This is a genomic window from Streptomyces longispororuber, from assembly GCF_014656095.1.
In the GTDB taxonomy this organism is placed as follows: Bacteria; Actinomycetota; Actinomycetes; order Streptomycetales; family Streptomycetaceae; genus Streptomyces; species Streptomyces longispororuber.
Genome location: NZ_BNBT01000045.1, coordinates 18,910 through 32,789 on the forward strand (window position 1 = coordinate 18,910; position 13,880 = coordinate 32,789).

General features: G+C 71.2%; 14 protein-coding genes. 2 read left to right on the forward strand and 12 right to left on the reverse strand.

The features are described from left to right. Window positions 1-8: 8 nt before the first annotated feature. The 10 genes from IE330_RS16535 to IE330_RS16575 form a co-directional block, all read right to left on the reverse strand. Window positions 9-323, reverse strand: a complete 315-nt coding sequence (locus IE330_RS16535) for a hypothetical protein (RefSeq protein ID WP_190136780.1) — start codon at window positions 321-323, stop codon at window positions 9-11. A 181-nt stretch (window positions 324-504) separates the two neighbouring features. Then, window positions 505-2,547: a plasmid transfer protein TraB gene (traB, locus tag IE330_RS16540; RefSeq protein WP_190136805.1), complete on the reverse strand. Its 2,043-nt coding sequence runs from the start codon at window positions 2,545-2,547 to the stop codon at window positions 505-507. Between the two features lie 47 nt (window positions 2,548-2,594). Further along, on the reverse strand, window positions 2,595-3,116 hold the full coding sequence (gene traA, locus IE330_RS16545) for a plasmid transfer protein TraA (RefSeq protein ID WP_190136781.1): 522 nt from the start codon (window positions 3,114-3,116) through the stop codon (window positions 2,595-2,597). Then, a complete protein-coding gene (locus tag IE330_RS16550; protein ID WP_190136782.1) occupies window positions 3,116-3,634 on the reverse strand; it encodes a hypothetical protein in 519 nt (172 codons plus the stop codon). Before IE330_RS16550 ends, traA begins: the two co-directional genes overlap by 1 nt. 17 nt (window positions 3,635-3,651) lie before the next feature. Next, window positions 3,652-3,777, reverse strand: a complete 126-nt coding sequence (locus IE330_RS39680; RefSeq protein WP_268257299.1) for a hypothetical protein — start codon at window positions 3,775-3,777, stop codon at window positions 3,652-3,654. 28 nt (window positions 3,778-3,805) lie between these two features. Next, the gene (locus IE330_RS16555) at window positions 3,806-4,189 is read right to left on the reverse strand and encodes an RRQRL motif-containing zinc-binding protein (protein ID WP_190136783.1); all 384 of its coding nucleotides are present in this window, start codon (window positions 4,187-4,189) and stop codon (window positions 3,806-3,808) included. A 10-nt stretch (window positions 4,190-4,199) separates the two neighbouring features. After that, window positions 4,200-5,222 carry a DUF2637 domain-containing protein gene (locus IE330_RS16560; RefSeq protein ID WP_190136784.1) on the reverse strand — a complete coding sequence of 341 codons (1,023 nt, stop codon included), beginning with the start codon at window positions 5,220-5,222 and terminating at the stop codon, window positions 4,200-4,202. Next, window positions 5,219-5,737: a hypothetical protein gene (locus IE330_RS16565; protein ID WP_190136785.1), complete on the reverse strand. Its 519-nt coding sequence runs from the start codon at window positions 5,735-5,737 to the stop codon at window positions 5,219-5,221. The genes IE330_RS16560 and IE330_RS16565 overlap by 4 nt, the downstream gene beginning before the upstream one ends. After that, window positions 5,734-6,027: a hypothetical protein gene (locus IE330_RS16570; RefSeq protein WP_190136786.1), complete on the reverse strand. Its 294-nt coding sequence runs from the start codon at window positions 6,025-6,027 to the stop codon at window positions 5,734-5,736. The genes IE330_RS16565 and IE330_RS16570 overlap by 4 nt, the downstream gene beginning before the upstream one ends. A gap of 194 nt (window positions 6,028-6,221) precedes the next feature. Further along, window positions 6,222-6,431 carry a hypothetical protein gene (locus IE330_RS16575; RefSeq protein WP_190136787.1) on the reverse strand — a complete coding sequence of 70 codons (210 nt, stop codon included), beginning with the start codon at window positions 6,429-6,431 and terminating at the stop codon, window positions 6,222-6,224. Window positions 6,432-7,243: 812 nt separating this feature from the next. Here IE330_RS16575 and IE330_RS16580 point away from each other — a divergent pair. Next, complete coding sequence (locus IE330_RS16580; RefSeq protein WP_229925696.1) at window positions 7,244-8,374, forward strand: helix-turn-helix domain-containing protein; 1,131 nt, start codon at window positions 7,244-7,246, stop codon at window positions 8,372-8,374. Here IE330_RS16580 and IE330_RS16585 read toward each other — a convergent pair. Continuing rightward, the gene (locus IE330_RS16585) at window positions 8,358-9,146 is read right to left on the reverse strand and encodes an NUDIX domain-containing protein (protein ID WP_190136788.1); all 789 of its coding nucleotides are present in this window, start codon (window positions 9,144-9,146) and stop codon (window positions 8,358-8,360) included. The genes IE330_RS16580 and IE330_RS16585 overlap by 17 nt on opposite strands. Window positions 9,147-10,801: 1,655 nt before the next feature. Between IE330_RS16585 and IE330_RS38975 the strand changes: the two genes are divergently transcribed. Further along, a complete protein-coding gene (locus IE330_RS38975) occupies window positions 10,802-11,263 on the forward strand; it encodes an NUDIX hydrolase (protein WP_308439018.1) in 462 nt (153 codons plus the stop codon). Between the two features lie 1,620 nt (window positions 11,264-12,883). On the opposite strand, the gene IE330_RS16595 is transcribed toward IE330_RS38975, so the two are convergent. Beyond that, window positions 12,884-13,819, reverse strand: a complete 936-nt coding sequence (locus IE330_RS16595; RefSeq protein ID WP_190136789.1) for an oxidoreductase — start codon at window positions 13,817-13,819, stop codon at window positions 12,884-12,886. Between the last annotated feature and the right edge of the window lie 61 nt (window positions 13,820-13,880).

Consider the following 13,880-nt stretch of genomic DNA (forward strand, 5'->3'; position numbering starts at 1 on the left):
TTGGCGGGTCACTTGGCCTTGGGACGGGTGAGTTTGAAGGTGATGCCGCCGATGCCGAGCGGCCCGGCGGCGCCGCCGATCGCGATGGCGGTGTGGGCGGCGGCATCGAGCAGCGCCAGGAACGCGGCGACGACACCGAGCAGACCGATGGCGGCGGCGCCGGCCACGGCGATCGGGAGCAGGTAGGCGCGTGCCGGCCGCCGGGGCGCCGGAGCGGTGGCAGTGCGGATGATGACGATGGGCTGGCCGGTGGCCTGCGCGCGCCGGTAGTCGTCGGCGGGGATGTGCGGGGCCATGCTGTCGGGCGGACCCGTGGCGTGCATGCAAATGCTCCCTTCCGCGTCCCCGGACGGGCGCGGGCCCGCACCCCCGGGTGGGGCGTGCGGGCCCGCGGGCCGGTGTCAGGAACGGGTGTCAGGCGGTGTCAGCGGCCTGCTGTCAGGGCGCGTGACAGCGCGTGTGCCTAGGGGTTTGGGTGTCAGGCGGCCGTGACGGTGTCAGGTGTCAGGCGGCCGTCAGGGCGACGGGCGAGCCGTCCTCGGGGCGGGGGATGATGCGCCAGCGGCCGGTCTTCCCGGTCTCCGCCAGGCGCCCGTCCAGGTAGGCCTCCTTCAGCCGCTCGGAGACCCACGCGCGGGAGAGCTGATGTGCCGCGCACCAGTCGTAGAAGTCCTTCGGGCCGACGACCATCTGCCCCGCGGCTTCGAACTCGTCGAGCGCCTGAGCGAAGAGGCGGCGCGCCTCGGCCGGGGTGGGCTTGCGGCCCGCCTCCTGCCCGAAGATCGGGGCATCGTCGCCCTGTTGCGGCGCGGGCAGCTCCTGCTCGGGGTCAATCCCTTCGTCCTCCGGGTCGACCTCCAGCCCGCCCTCGTCGTCCGCGTCCGTCTCGGGCACGGCTGGTGCCGGCACGGGTGTGCCGGGCTCCGACGCGCCCGTGTCGGGGGCGGGGCGGCCGGCGTAGGCAGCCCCGGCCACGCTCTTGAGTGCCTGTGCGGTGATCGGGTCGGCGGCGGCGCCGTGGCGCTGCGCCCACAGGGCCAGCAGCTCCATGGTCTCCACGGCGCCCGGTGTGAAGCGCCAGGTGCGGCCCGGGGAGGCGTACCGGTCCTCGTCGATGCCGGGCGAGACGACGTAGCAGTAGCCGGGCTTGCGGTTGCGCCAGGCCCCGGGGTGGGCGCCTGCGGCCAGGACCTCGTCGGGAAGGCTGAAGCCCTCGTCGTCGGGGTGGCAGCCCAGAGCGATCACCGAGGGCATGGAGGACCGCGTGGACGTGCTCATCTGGTCGTAGGAGGGGCGCTGAAGGGAGATGACCAGCGAGACCCCGGCCGAGCGGGCTTCCTGCGCGATGCCGGTGAACGCGTCGTCGCCCATGAACCGCAGGGTGTTCGCGGCCTCTTCGAACCAGGCGACCATGAACGGCATCCCCGGGCAGCCGCACGCCGTGCCGTCAGGGCGGCAGGAGTGCTTGGGGTCGCGCTGTTCGCGCGCGGCTTCGGGGACCCACTGGCGGTAGCGGTGCTGGCCGAGCCAGCGGGTGCGGGCCGGGACGGCGGCCTGGACGGCCGCGACCATGACCTCGGAGGGGGTGCCGCCCTCCACCGCCCAGTCGTAGCCGGGCAGCAGCGGCCGGAAGTCCTGGAACGACTTCGGGTCGGAGAACACCATGGTCACGTCACGGCGGGACAGGATCTCGGTCTGGAGGTTCAGGGCGGCGTCGCCCTTGCCCGACCCGGTTCCGCCCGCGATCAGCACATGCGTGGAGTTGCGCCCCTGCTTCTCGTCGCCCGGCAGCCACAGCAGCAGCGGCGAGCCGTCGTCGTAACGGCCGATGACCAGCGGGTCCGCGATCGAACCGCCGAGGTTCGAAGGCCCCTCCCACTCCACGGTCTCAGCCAGCATGTCCTCGGGCACGATGACCAGGTCCCCGCGCCGAGCCGAGTCCGGGTCGGGCTGGTAGCGCACCGCGGAGGCCGGCAGGTCCAGCGCGGAGGCGATGCGCGGCAGCGCCGAGGCCATGTCGTCGTTCGTCTGCGTGCCCGCATCCAGCTCAACGCGCGCCGTGGCACGGTTCGGCTCCGCCCGCGCCGCCCTGATCTGCGCACGGGCAAGGCCGATCTTCTCCATCAGCCCGCCGTCCGCGCTGGCCTGGCCGCCGTCGGAGGCGCGCATGAAGATCCGCACGTTCCACGACAGCGCCAGTGCGGGGCCGCCCATCAGGTACAGGTCGTCGACCGGTCCGGCCGCCGGGCCCGCCAGGCAGGCCGCCGTCAGCCACGCCGAGCCGAACGCCGTGGTGATCGCGGAGTGCAGACGGCGCTGCTTGCTCGCGCTCTTGCCGATCACGTACGCGCCGCCGGTCACCGCCACCGAGGTCAGCGTCAGGCCGACGGCGGCGCCCGGGGAGCCCTCCCAGCGCATGTTGCCCAGCCACCCGGCCGCGCCGACCCCGGCCGCACCGAGCCACGGCGGCAGATGCGGCTTGGCGCGGTTGAGGAGGTAGTTGCCCACCCCGCTCGCGCCCGAGCCGCCCTCACGGGTGTTCACCATCTGCGCGAGCTGCTGCATGTTCGCGTCCGTCGTCATCGCCCGGCGCCTCACTGCTCGGCCCAGTTCATCGACGGCGCCTTCGGCTTGCGCGCCCGGTGCCGGACCCGGTTGATCTCCTCCTGGTACTCCTGCTGGAACGCGGAGTAGCAGGCGGCGGCGTTCTTGGCAGCGCTGCGCAGCGCGTCGGCGGACTTGCGCATCTTGCGCGAGACCTTCGCCGCCCGGATACGCGAGCCCAGCACGCGACCTTCGGGGTCCGGCACGGTCGCGAGCACGCTCTGCATGATCTCGGCAGCCATCGCCACCTCGATGGAGAGCATCACCCCGGCCGCGCGCAGGGTGTTGCAGTAGTTGCGGACCTGCGCGGGCGAGCCGAAGTCCGGCGGCGGCAGCAGCGACTGCACGCTCTTGTCCACGGCCTTACGGGTGCTGCGGTCCACGTTGATGCTGATGGAGGGCATGAAGCTGCCGCCCATCGCCCCGACGAAGCCGCCCGCGGCGGCCCCGGCGTTGGCGAACTTGTTGCCCTTGTCGTTGGTAGCCGTGCCGTTACGGCTGGGGGTAGCCATCAGACCTTCTCCTTCGAAGTCGTACGGCGAAGGGCAGCGCGCAGGCCGTAGGCGGCCAGCAGGCCGAGGAACCACAGGACTTCAAGCGGCCCGGCCAGCGGACCGAGCAGCACCGCGAGCGCGCCCCACAGGCCCATGAGCGCGACGAGGGAGGCGGCAGCCCACTGCCAGGCCCGCACCCCGCTCGTGAAGCGGCGGGCGAGCGGCGGGGCCAGAAGCGCGAGCACCGGCAGCAGGCCCACGACCAGGAGCAGGTAGCCCGCCCACGGCGCGGTCACGTGTAGAACCGCGGCCACCAGCAGGCACAGCACGGCGAGCCCGGTCGGCAAGAGCGCCAGTCGGTGATGCCATAACAGGCGCCCCACCGTGCGCAGGGCCTGGCTGGTCAGGGTGGGGCGTTCGGGAACTACCAGCACGAACGACTGCTGGCGGCGGCCCCGCTGGCGCGGGATGCGCACGGTGGTGGCCCCGGCGGGCACCTTCACGGTGCGGGCCTGGGGGCGGGAACGGCTGGACACAGCAAAACTCCTGATGGTCAGAGGGTGTGGGAGGGGTGAGCGGCGGAAATCTCCTGCCAGCGGCGGTTCTCCGCGGCGTCCACGCCGCGGACCGTGACCGCGAAGGAGCACCCCGCGGCAGTGCAGCGGTGCGTGGTGATCACGACGACACTCCTGATGACGCTGAGGGATTCAGGCGGCGCGCTGTTCGGTGGCGGTGATACAGGCGCCGCAGATGCCGTAGGAGCGCGGGATGCAGTAGCCGACGTCCTGCCGGCAGCGCGGGCAGGTGCGGCGGGCGAGCATGGCCAGCGCGAGCGCTCCCCACTTGCGGGAGGTCATCGGCCGGACCGGCTTGGCCAGGTCGATGCGGTACAGGTAGGCCACCTGGTGCCCGCCCGCGCGGCGGTTGGCGCGCATGACCTGCGCGGCGATCGGCTGGCCGCCCGGGCGCAGGCCGCGGGCGCGCAACTGGCGCCGCGTGGCAAGGCCAGGCGGGGCCAGCCGGTAGGGGTAGGCCGGTATCCCGTAACGGGCACCGGTCGGGTCGAAGCAGTCGGCGTAGGCGTGCGACATCGCGGGCCTCCTAGCGGCTGGCGATGGCCAGGTCGGCACGGGCGCCGGGGTGCGGCTGGCGCTGCTCGGCATAGCGCGCCGAGACCCAACCCACCGACCAGCCGCACAACTCCGCCGCGGCCCGCACCGCCAGCCCCGCGGCGAACGCGGCGCTCACGATCTGACGAGCCTCGGGCTCGGGCAGCTTGCCCTGCGCGGGGCCTCGCTCCAGCAGCGCGGTGCGTTCACGCTCCGCTCGCTCACGCCGCTCACGCTGTTCACGCGCGGCGGCTTCCTGCGCCGCGCGGCGCTCCCGCGCGGCGCGCTCCGCGGCCTCATGGGCGAGGCGTTCACGTTCCCGCTCACGCTGTTCACGCTCGCGTTCACGGCGTTCACGCATCTCCCGCTCGGCCGCCGCCGCACGGTCGCGCTCCTCACGCTCCTCGCGCAGCCGGCGCTCCTCGCGGGCCGCGGCCTCGCGAGCGAGCTGGGCTTCGTGCTCACGCTGTTCACGCGCCAACCGGGCGGCGTACTCGCGCTCCTCCCGCGCCTCGGCACGAGCCTGCGCCGCGCGTTCGCGGGCCGCGCGTTCGGCGCGCTCGCGCTCCGTCCGCTGCTCGGCCTCCATGGCCGCCTGCGCGGCAGCCAGAGCACGCCGGTAGGCCAGGCTCGTCTCCGCGGTGACGATCAACAGCAGGGGCGCCACCGCGTGGACCGCGACACCGACCAGGTCTTTCGCCAGCGCGGCATCCGCGGTGTTCAGGGCCAGCGTCATCAGGCCGGTCATCCACCGCAGCGTGACCGGCCAGCCTCCGCCACGCCCACCCATACGGGCCAGCACGTCGTCCAGCTTGACCACGATCACCACCGCGGCATCCACCACCAGCGGCAGGATCGGCGCCGTCCACTGCCACCGCGCGGGAGTGTGGGCGGCCATCAGCGGCGTCACCGTGAGGATCGAGTAGAGCATCGCCCCACCCACGATCAACCAGGTGCCGACCGACAGCGCACGCTCCGCTGAACGCGTCGGTGAACAGGCCTGAACGCCGTTCACGCCGCACCTCCCACCGCCGCCGCAGACGGTGCGCAGGCCCGGCGAAAGCCGTTGGCCCGGGCGTCGAAGATGAACGCCTCACACCGCCACCGAACCTCACGCGCGGGACGTTCACCGCCAACCACCCACCGCTCCGGCGCAACGCCATGAGCAGCGGTATCAGCGTGGGCGTCCTCCCGAGAGACGTAGACGGAGTGAGGCTCGCCGTAGTGCATCAGCACCGTCAGCGCCCGCCCCTCCAACGCCCCGCCTTCCAGCTCCGCACGCAAGCGCCGGATCGCGATGTCCTTCAGCAGCAGCTCTTGCTGCGCCGCGGCCAGCTCCTGCAGAGCACCGGAAAGGATCTCGCCCGCCTCTGCGGCGGCCGCCTCGGCCCGCTCCGCGCGGCCGGCAGCGGCGTACAGCTCCCGAAAGTGCCGGGCACTGGCCGCGTTCACCGCACCGCTGACCTCGCGAGCGGTGCGCACCTGTCCGAGCAGTCGCTCCAGGCGGCCCTTGGTGAGGATGCGGATCATGCCGCCACCGCCCCATACCCCGAGCAGCCGCGCACCGCCCGGCGCGGCCGACGGCCGGTGCGGGCGCCCTTCAGCGGGCTGGGACGCAGCAGCAGCTCCGCGTACGCCGCCGCCTGCGGGTCCACCTCACGCAGCTCCGCCAGCACCTCCCGCGCCACATCCAGGCGCGCCCTGCGCTCCTGCACGGACTCGCTCACCGGGCCGGTGAACAGCTCCGGGTCGATACCGAAGGCCAACTCCGCGAACTCCACCGCCGTAACGGCTTCATGACCAGCAACGATGCACCTCATGGGTCGTGGTCTCCTTGATGGGTGGAACGGCCCAAGGCGCCCCCGGAGTAGCCCCTCCGGGGGCGCACGCCGTTGGGAAAGAAGCGCCGCTCAAGCGCGGCGCGCGGCCCATGCGCAGGCCGCAGCGCCCCGGCCAGGAGTCGAACCCGGCCTTCGACCATCAGGGCTGTCGTACGACAAGGCAGAGCGGCGAGTCATGCCTTGCCCGTGCTGCCGCGCAACACGCCGCCGATGACCGCGACCGTGGCCGCAAGCACCATCAGCGCGCCACCGCACCCGCTGTTCTCCCGAGCGTGCATCGCGGCATGCTGCTCGCACGGCTCGCAGCGCTTCCACGCGTCACCAAGACCGTGCATTTTGGAGTGCTCCAAGCACTGCAGGCACTCACCAGAGGATGTGGACATACCGGTCTCCTCACTCGTGGACACCGAGACAATCCCGGCTCCCCTCAACCCCGCCCGTACGGCCACCGCACACAGCGCGGGCCGGTCGGGCGGAGGAGGCAACCGGCCGCAGCACACGGCTGCGGAACCAGCAACAGGCAGACCGGGGAACAAACTGGCGCCGACCGGCCGGTCCATCACGGCGGCGCCCGGGGATGTCGTCGACTCACACCGACCCCCTTGAAGACGAAGGAACACGGCTTCATCGGCACGCCGTTGGCACGGCGCGCCGACCCCGAGCCGGGAAGATCGGGAGCGTCATCGTCACTGCTCTGACGCCAGCAGGGCGGCGCGCACCAGGTGGCACCCCAAGGGCTGTCCACCAGTGATGGCGGCATGATCCTTCGGGGTGTTCTCCAGAGCCGGCACGCGGGGAAGGACGGTTCGCCTCCCACGAAGTGGCCGCCGACGGCCAGCACCCGGGCCGTAACGGGGACGGGGACTCTCACCCCGCCGCTTGGCACGCTGTTGAGTTCTCAAACAACCGGTGCTTCCTTCGGACCCGCTTCACGGGCCCTCCGGGCACTGCCGAGTGGAGGCACTTCCACTTCTGGTGCGCACCAGAAGGAAAGCATCTGGTGCGCACCAGAGTCAAGACTGGTCGCGGATCGAGCGGCACCCGACCTCTGCGACGCGCTTCCAGAGAAGCCGATCAACCGGTCGTCCCAACAGCCAACAGCTCTTAACTTCCGTACTGTTAAACCCTGTTGACCTGCGGCGACTTACGGCATGCTGAGCGAGTCAGCGCTGGACCGACCACCGGGTGGTGGCCCATGGGGACAGGACTTCGAAGCGCGCGCACGGCGCGAAGCTGGTCTCAGGAGCGTCTGGTTCGCGAGATCGAGCAGTACGCCCGACGACATGTCGCTGACGTCGCGTCGACCGCGAGCTTGCGCGTGTACGTATCCGAGTGGGAGAACGGCAAGCGCGCCATCTCGGATCGCTACGCGACGATCCTGCGGCAACTTCTGGGAGTTACGGACGATGAGCTGCGGGGCGGTGAAGGCACGGATGGCCGCGCGTTGGCGGACGGTTACGACGAGTTGCTGAGCAGGATTGATTCAGCCAGCAGCGTCAGCGCGACCATGGTGCAGGCGTTCAACGACCAGACAGAGCTGTTCCGCGTCATGGATCGCCAGGTGGGCGCCTCCAGTCTCGTGGACCAGATGGCAGGCCACCTGTCGGCCCTTGAAGACGCGCTGAGCTTCACAGTGCTCCCCACCGCGCGTCGACCGGTGGCACTCGCGCTCGCAGGAGCGTCGACCCTGGCAGCGTGGCAAGCAATCAATTCAGGGGCCATTCAACGGGCTTGGAGGCACTACGAACTCGCGAAGAAGGCGGCGCACGATGCCGAAGCCCCTATGTACCTCGCCCACGCGACGGCAGAGCAGGCGTATGTCCTGTGCGAAGCGGGCCGCCCGACTCTTGGTGTCGATCTCGTGCGCGATGCCCAACGCACTCTGGGCCGATCCGGATCTCCTCGCCTCCGCGCTTGGCTCTACGCGGCGGAGGCAGAATTGTGCGTGCACGCGGCTATGCCGGACGACTGCCGGCACGCGCTTGACGCTGCCGCAAGGACCATTCCGCCGGGTTCTGAGGACAGAGATCCCGACATGCTGAGCATCTTCCTCAACGAAGCCCACCTCGCGCGTTGGCGCGGCAACGTCCTTGCCCTTCTCGGAGACAGCGAAGCAGTGACGAGCCTGTACGGCGCCCTTGAGGTCATGGACCCGACCTTCGTCCGGGCACAAGCTGGTCTCCACGCCGACCTCGCACAGGCGCATCTCGCGCGAGCGGAGTACGAGGACGCCGATACCCACCTACGCCAGGCTCGCCTGCTGGCCAGCCGTACCGGCTCCGTGCGGCAACGACGCCGTGTCGACCTGCTCAGTTCGCGGCTGTAATTCCCTGCCGGCCGCGGCTCGCCAAAATGTGGAGCAGGGCGACCAGGGTGCCCGAGCCCATCAGCTCCCCACGAGCCATCAGCCCTGGAACGTCAGCCAGTGGCACCCATTCGATGTGACCGGCCTCTTCAAGGTCGGTCGGCTCTCCCACCCGCTCGGCACCACGGCCCACGAAAATTTCATGCGGTGAATCGACCATGCCCACCATGGGCTGATAAGTGACGACGTGATCCAGCTTCTCCGGACGCCACCCAGTCTCTTCTACGACTTCCCTCAGCGCGGTGTCCGCCGGGTCCTCTCCCTCATCCACGATGCCGCCGGGGAGCTCCCAGCCCCATTGCTGCGGGACGAAGCGGTACCGCCACATCATGAGCACGCGGTCCTGGTCGTCGAGGACCGCGGAGATAGCGACGTGGTGAAGTTTCACCACGTGGTGCTCGAAGCGCTTCATGCCGGGCGGTTCAACATCCCAAAGCTGGAGCTTGACCCACCGGTTGTCGTAGAGATCACGCTCACCGTGGACGCGCCACGGCTCCAGCCCCTCCGGCGCCTGGACGCTCACCGCGCCAGGAACCCGGTACGAACTCCTGCCTCGAACTTCCAGCGCGCCTTCCGCCACGAGACGCGCCAACACCTGCCGAAGGGCCGTGCGACCGATGCCCAGTTCCTCCACGAGCGTCCGCTCCGAAGGCATCTTGTCGCCGGGGGCGTACTCACCCGCAGCGAGTCGCTCGCGGAGTGTCTCGTAGACCTTGGTCGTCTTCGGCCCCATCCGCGGCACACTCTCCATTCCTCCGCCAGTACCTGCCGGATCACCCCCGCACGCGCGGGGACCACCCTTCCGCGCTCGAAATAGCAGCGTACTTCGAGAACCACCCCCGCACGTGCGGGGACCACGGCGAAGTCGGTCATTGCGCGCCTCCGGCTTCGGGACCACTCCCGCGCGTGCGGGGACCACAGGAACTGACCGGGCACGTTAGCCGAGTCGACCCTGGTTTTTACTTACTTTCAGGAAAACGGACATTCCTGCCTTTCGGCATCGACATCGCGCGCCATAGAGCTTCAGCCCTAGCCCGGCGGGAGCCAAACGGGGAGCCAACCCCGAGCGTCTCATGGTGGACGCTCGCGGACTGTCGCGAACGAACTTGGCCCACGCTGGCAGCCGATTCTGGAACCTTCGAGGAGCCGTTCCAGAGATCGGATCACCAATCCGATAACCGGAGTGGTATCGGACGACGGTTCGCGCACGTCTGGTGGAGTGGTGCGGCCAACACCCCATCCCGCCACAGCCGTCCAGGATCACTCTGGCGAACAGAGCGCGAGACGCTCACGTGCCACCCGGCACAACCACTCACAGGGCCGTGCACTCCACCGCTGCGCACCGGAACGATGCACTCCGGGGAATGCTCGGTGACCGTGCCCGCAGGGTGTACTTCACACAGCACTCCGCCGCAGGTCAGGGCCTTGCGCACCTGCAACAAGGTCGGTCTCTTCTAAGCACTTGGCCGCAGGTTCGAGTCCTGCCGGGGGCGCACTTCACCGGCCTTCCTTCGGGGAGGCCTTTTTGCTGGTCATGGGCGGCCTGCCCGAGCGCGGCGGGGCGCCGGGCCGTCCCGCGGGGGGGGGGGGGGGGGGGGGGGGGGGGGGGGGGGCGGGTGGGTGCGGCGCTGTCCGGCCGACACAGGGTTCCTGCGGGTGGCTGCGGTGAATACGCGGAGGAGTCCGCTCGGGGATCGGTCCTCGTCGGGCAGGCGGGCAGGCGGGCAGGCGGGCAGCTCAGGGAGATCCACCTGAGCGTCCATCCGGCGCTTGAGGTCCGGTGGCTGCCTCTTGATGCATCCGGTTGATGCATCCGGCGTAGAAGGCCGGCAGGACCGGGACGCTGTTGCCTGCCCGGTACGCGGCCTGCGCGGGCCCGGAATGCCACTGTTGAGCCACTTCGTGAGGCGAGTGTGCCGGATGTCATAGATCCACCTCTCCATTGAGGACGCGTACTCACGCTCCGTCAGCTCCGCCTCGATGTGCTGCCGAGCGATCTCCTGACCGGCGCGAGGGGTGCCGCCCGCGCGGAGGACCGCGCGACGACGAAGACCTTCCTACGCGAGGCGGAAGCGGCGGCAGCGGGGCTCGGCTCCGACCCCAACCACCTCTGGACCGCCTTGGGCCCGAGCGACGTCGCCCTCCACAAGGAGGCCACGGCTGAGGAATTCGGCGACTTCCATATCGCTTCCGACTTCCAGATCGCTTCCGACCTCGGACCGCAGATCGATACGAGGGGCCTCCCCGTGGAGCGCCGGGTACGCCACGACCTCGACGTAGCGCGCGCACTCACCGCCAGGAACCGCGCCGAGTTCGTCCTTGGCTTGGTCCGTGGCACGCGCGGACGTGGCCGCGGGCGCGCTGCTCTTCGACGAGCAGGGCCGCGTCATGCTCCTGGAGCCGACGTACAAGGACTACCGGGATATCCCCGGCGGGTACGTCGACGCCGGCGAGTCCCCGCTACAGGCGTGCGTGCGGGAGACCGCGAGGAGCTGGGGATCACGCCCGGAATCGGCCGCCTGCTTGCCGTCGACTGGGCCCCGAGCCCTGCTGAAGGCGACGGGTGCTGTTCCTCTTCGACGGTGGCCCTCTGCCCGCACAGCTTCAGGAGCAGATCCGGTTGCAGCGCTCCGAAATCAAGGCGTACGCCTTTCACAACCTCGCCGACATCGCCTCCCTGACGACCCTGACGATCCCGCGCCTCACACGCCGGGTCCGGGCAGCCGTGGGTGCTCGGGCCGACGGACAGGTGGCCTACCTGGGGCACGGTCAGCGGCCGGAGCACCGCCCGGGCTTAACTCCGAGCGCCCCGCTCGTGCGGGGACCACAGGAACTGACCAGGCACGTTAGCCGAGTCGGTCCTGGTTTTTACTCACTTTCAGGGAAGCGGACATTTCCGCCTTTCCGCATCGATACCGCGCGCCGTAGGGCTTCAGTCGCAGCACCCCGGCGGGAGCCAAACGCGGAGCCAACCCGAGCGTCTCGCGGCGGACGCTCGCGGGCCGTCGCGAACGAACCGGGCCCATAACTTGCAGCCGATCGCGGAGCCTTCGAGGAACGTTCCAGACGTGGGGTCACCTACCCGATATCCGGATCGGCGGTATCAGGGCGCCGGTTCGCGCACGTCATGGTGGAGTGGTGCAGCCCACGTCCCGTCCCGCCACAGCCGCCCAAGATCACTCTGGCGAACAGGGTGCGAGACGCTCACGCGCCACCACCCGGCACAACCACTCACAGAGCCGTGCACTCTCCCGCTGCACACGGAACAGTGCTCTCCGGGAGGCATCATCCCAGGGGTTGGCGGCGAAGAGATGCTCTCCCCGTTCGCCCCTCCCGCCGCGGAACGTAGACCGGGGACTCGGGCCTTGGCGACGAGCAGCGGCTGCCGCGACGAACCCCGTCAACGACGGGCACCCCAGCCCCGGCCATGATTGTGGTGGGCCCGGACTCGAGGGCCCGGCCGATGTGGCCGTAGGGCTGGGTGCTCACCGCGGTCGGCTGCTCGGCCCCGGTCGGGCGACGCCTCTTTCCGCTGGCCGCCGTGATCGTGACCGGGCTCGCCACGAACCATCCGAAACGGCCCCCTACCGTCCCGCCGCAGCGCGGCAGACTTGTCCGGCGCGGGCACGCCGTCCGCCTCGGCCGCGGAGGCCGGGGCCGCGGCCGAGATGTGCGCCGTGGGGCTGGCCGGAGCGGCGGCGTGGATGATCCCGCGAGCGGCCGTGCAGCCCTCGATGGCGGCCCTCGGACTGGCGATCGTCGTCGTGCGTGGCTGCGCGGCCTTCTGGCGCCTTACGGCACGTCGAGCGGCTGGCCGGACGGACACGACGCTGCCCTACGGGCCCAAGAGGACCTGCGCGTACTGTCTTCACGGTGCTGGTGCGCGGGCGGGAACCGGTGCGGGACAGTGCCGTTCTGACGCGCATGGTGTCCGACGTGGACGGCGTCCAGGACCTGCTGCTGCGCTGTCTGCTGCCCGCGGCGGGAGCCGTGACGGCCGGAGCCGCCGCGCTGGGGTTCGTCGCGGTCGCCGCCCCGGGGGCCGGAGCGGTGCCGGCCGGTGGCCTGGCCGCCCCGGGCATCGTCCTGCCGACGGCGGGCACGCCCCGGCACGCAGGGCCGGAGGCGGGGTTCGGGCGAGCTGCGGTGGGGGCCGGGGCGCTGCCCGGCCAGTGGCGGGGGGCCGGGGGCGCCGCCCGGGTGGAGCGGCGCCGCCCTGGGGCCCGGGCCGGGGTGGGTTCCGGCGCCGGGCCGGAGAGCCGGGGTTCCGGCGCCGGAGTCAGGTGGCCGGCGCCGGAAGCTGAGCGTTCCGTGGCCGGGGCGGGGAGCCCGACGGCGCCCGGCCCGGGGTGCGGGCCGGTGTGCCGTGCGCGGGAGGCCCGCCGCGTCCGGAGGGTGCGCGGGAGGCCTGCCGCGTCCGGAGGGTGCGTGGCACGCCGGTGCTCCCCCGCCGGGTACGTGGCCCGCGGCTCAGGCGACCGCAGGGAACGTGAACCGCACCGCCGTGAGCTCCTCGGACAGCTCCCACAGGCGGCGGCCCGTCCCGGGGTCCATGGCGGCTGGGGCCAGCTTGACCTGCTTGGGTGTGCCGCGCAGCTCGGCCATGCCGTCGGGGCCGATGAACTGCCCACCCGCCACGTCCGGCGAGGTCGCCGCGTAGAGCTGGTTGAGCGCGCCCTGGTCGGGACGCTGGGCGAGCGGCGAGAGCAGGCGGCCGAAGAGGAACTTCACCATGCCGACGGGGCCGTTGGTCTGGAGGTTGGTGGAGGTGTACCCGGGGTGGGCGAGCACGCTGCGCACCGGGCTGCCGGCCTCGCCGAGGCGGCGGTGCAGCTCCCAGCCGAAGACGGCGTTGGCGAGCTTCGACTGGTTGTAGTAGCCCATCGGCGAGTACGTGCGCTCGCCGGAGAGGTCGTCGAAGAAGATGCGGCCCTGGCGGTGGTTGGTCGAACTGACCGTGACCACGCGGGGGTCGGTGCCGGCCGCGAGCAGGTCGAGCACCAGGCCGGTGAGGGCGAAGTGCCCGAGGTGGTTGGCGGCGAACTGCACCTCGTGGCCCTGGGCGCTGAGCGTGCGCGGCGGCGCCATCACCCCGGCGTTGTTGATCAGCACGTCCAGGCGGGGGTGGTCGGCGCGCAGAGCGGTGGCGAACGCCCGGACCGAGTCCAGGTCGGCCAGGTCGAGGCGGCGCACCTCCAGGCGGGCGTCCGGCTGTCCGGCGGTGATCTCCGCGGCCGCACGGCGGCCCTTGGCCTCGTCCCGTACGGCGAGGATCACGTGCGCGCCCTTGCGGGCGAGCGCCCGGGTGGTCGCCAGGCCGAGCCCGCTGTTGGCCCCGGTGACGAGGAAGACGCGCTCGCTCTGGTCGGGAATCCGGTCGGCGCTCCAGCGCTGGTGACTGTTCATGTGACACAGAATGCTGTCCATGGCACTCGGTGTCAAGACGCGCCTGCGTGCCAGGCGTGGC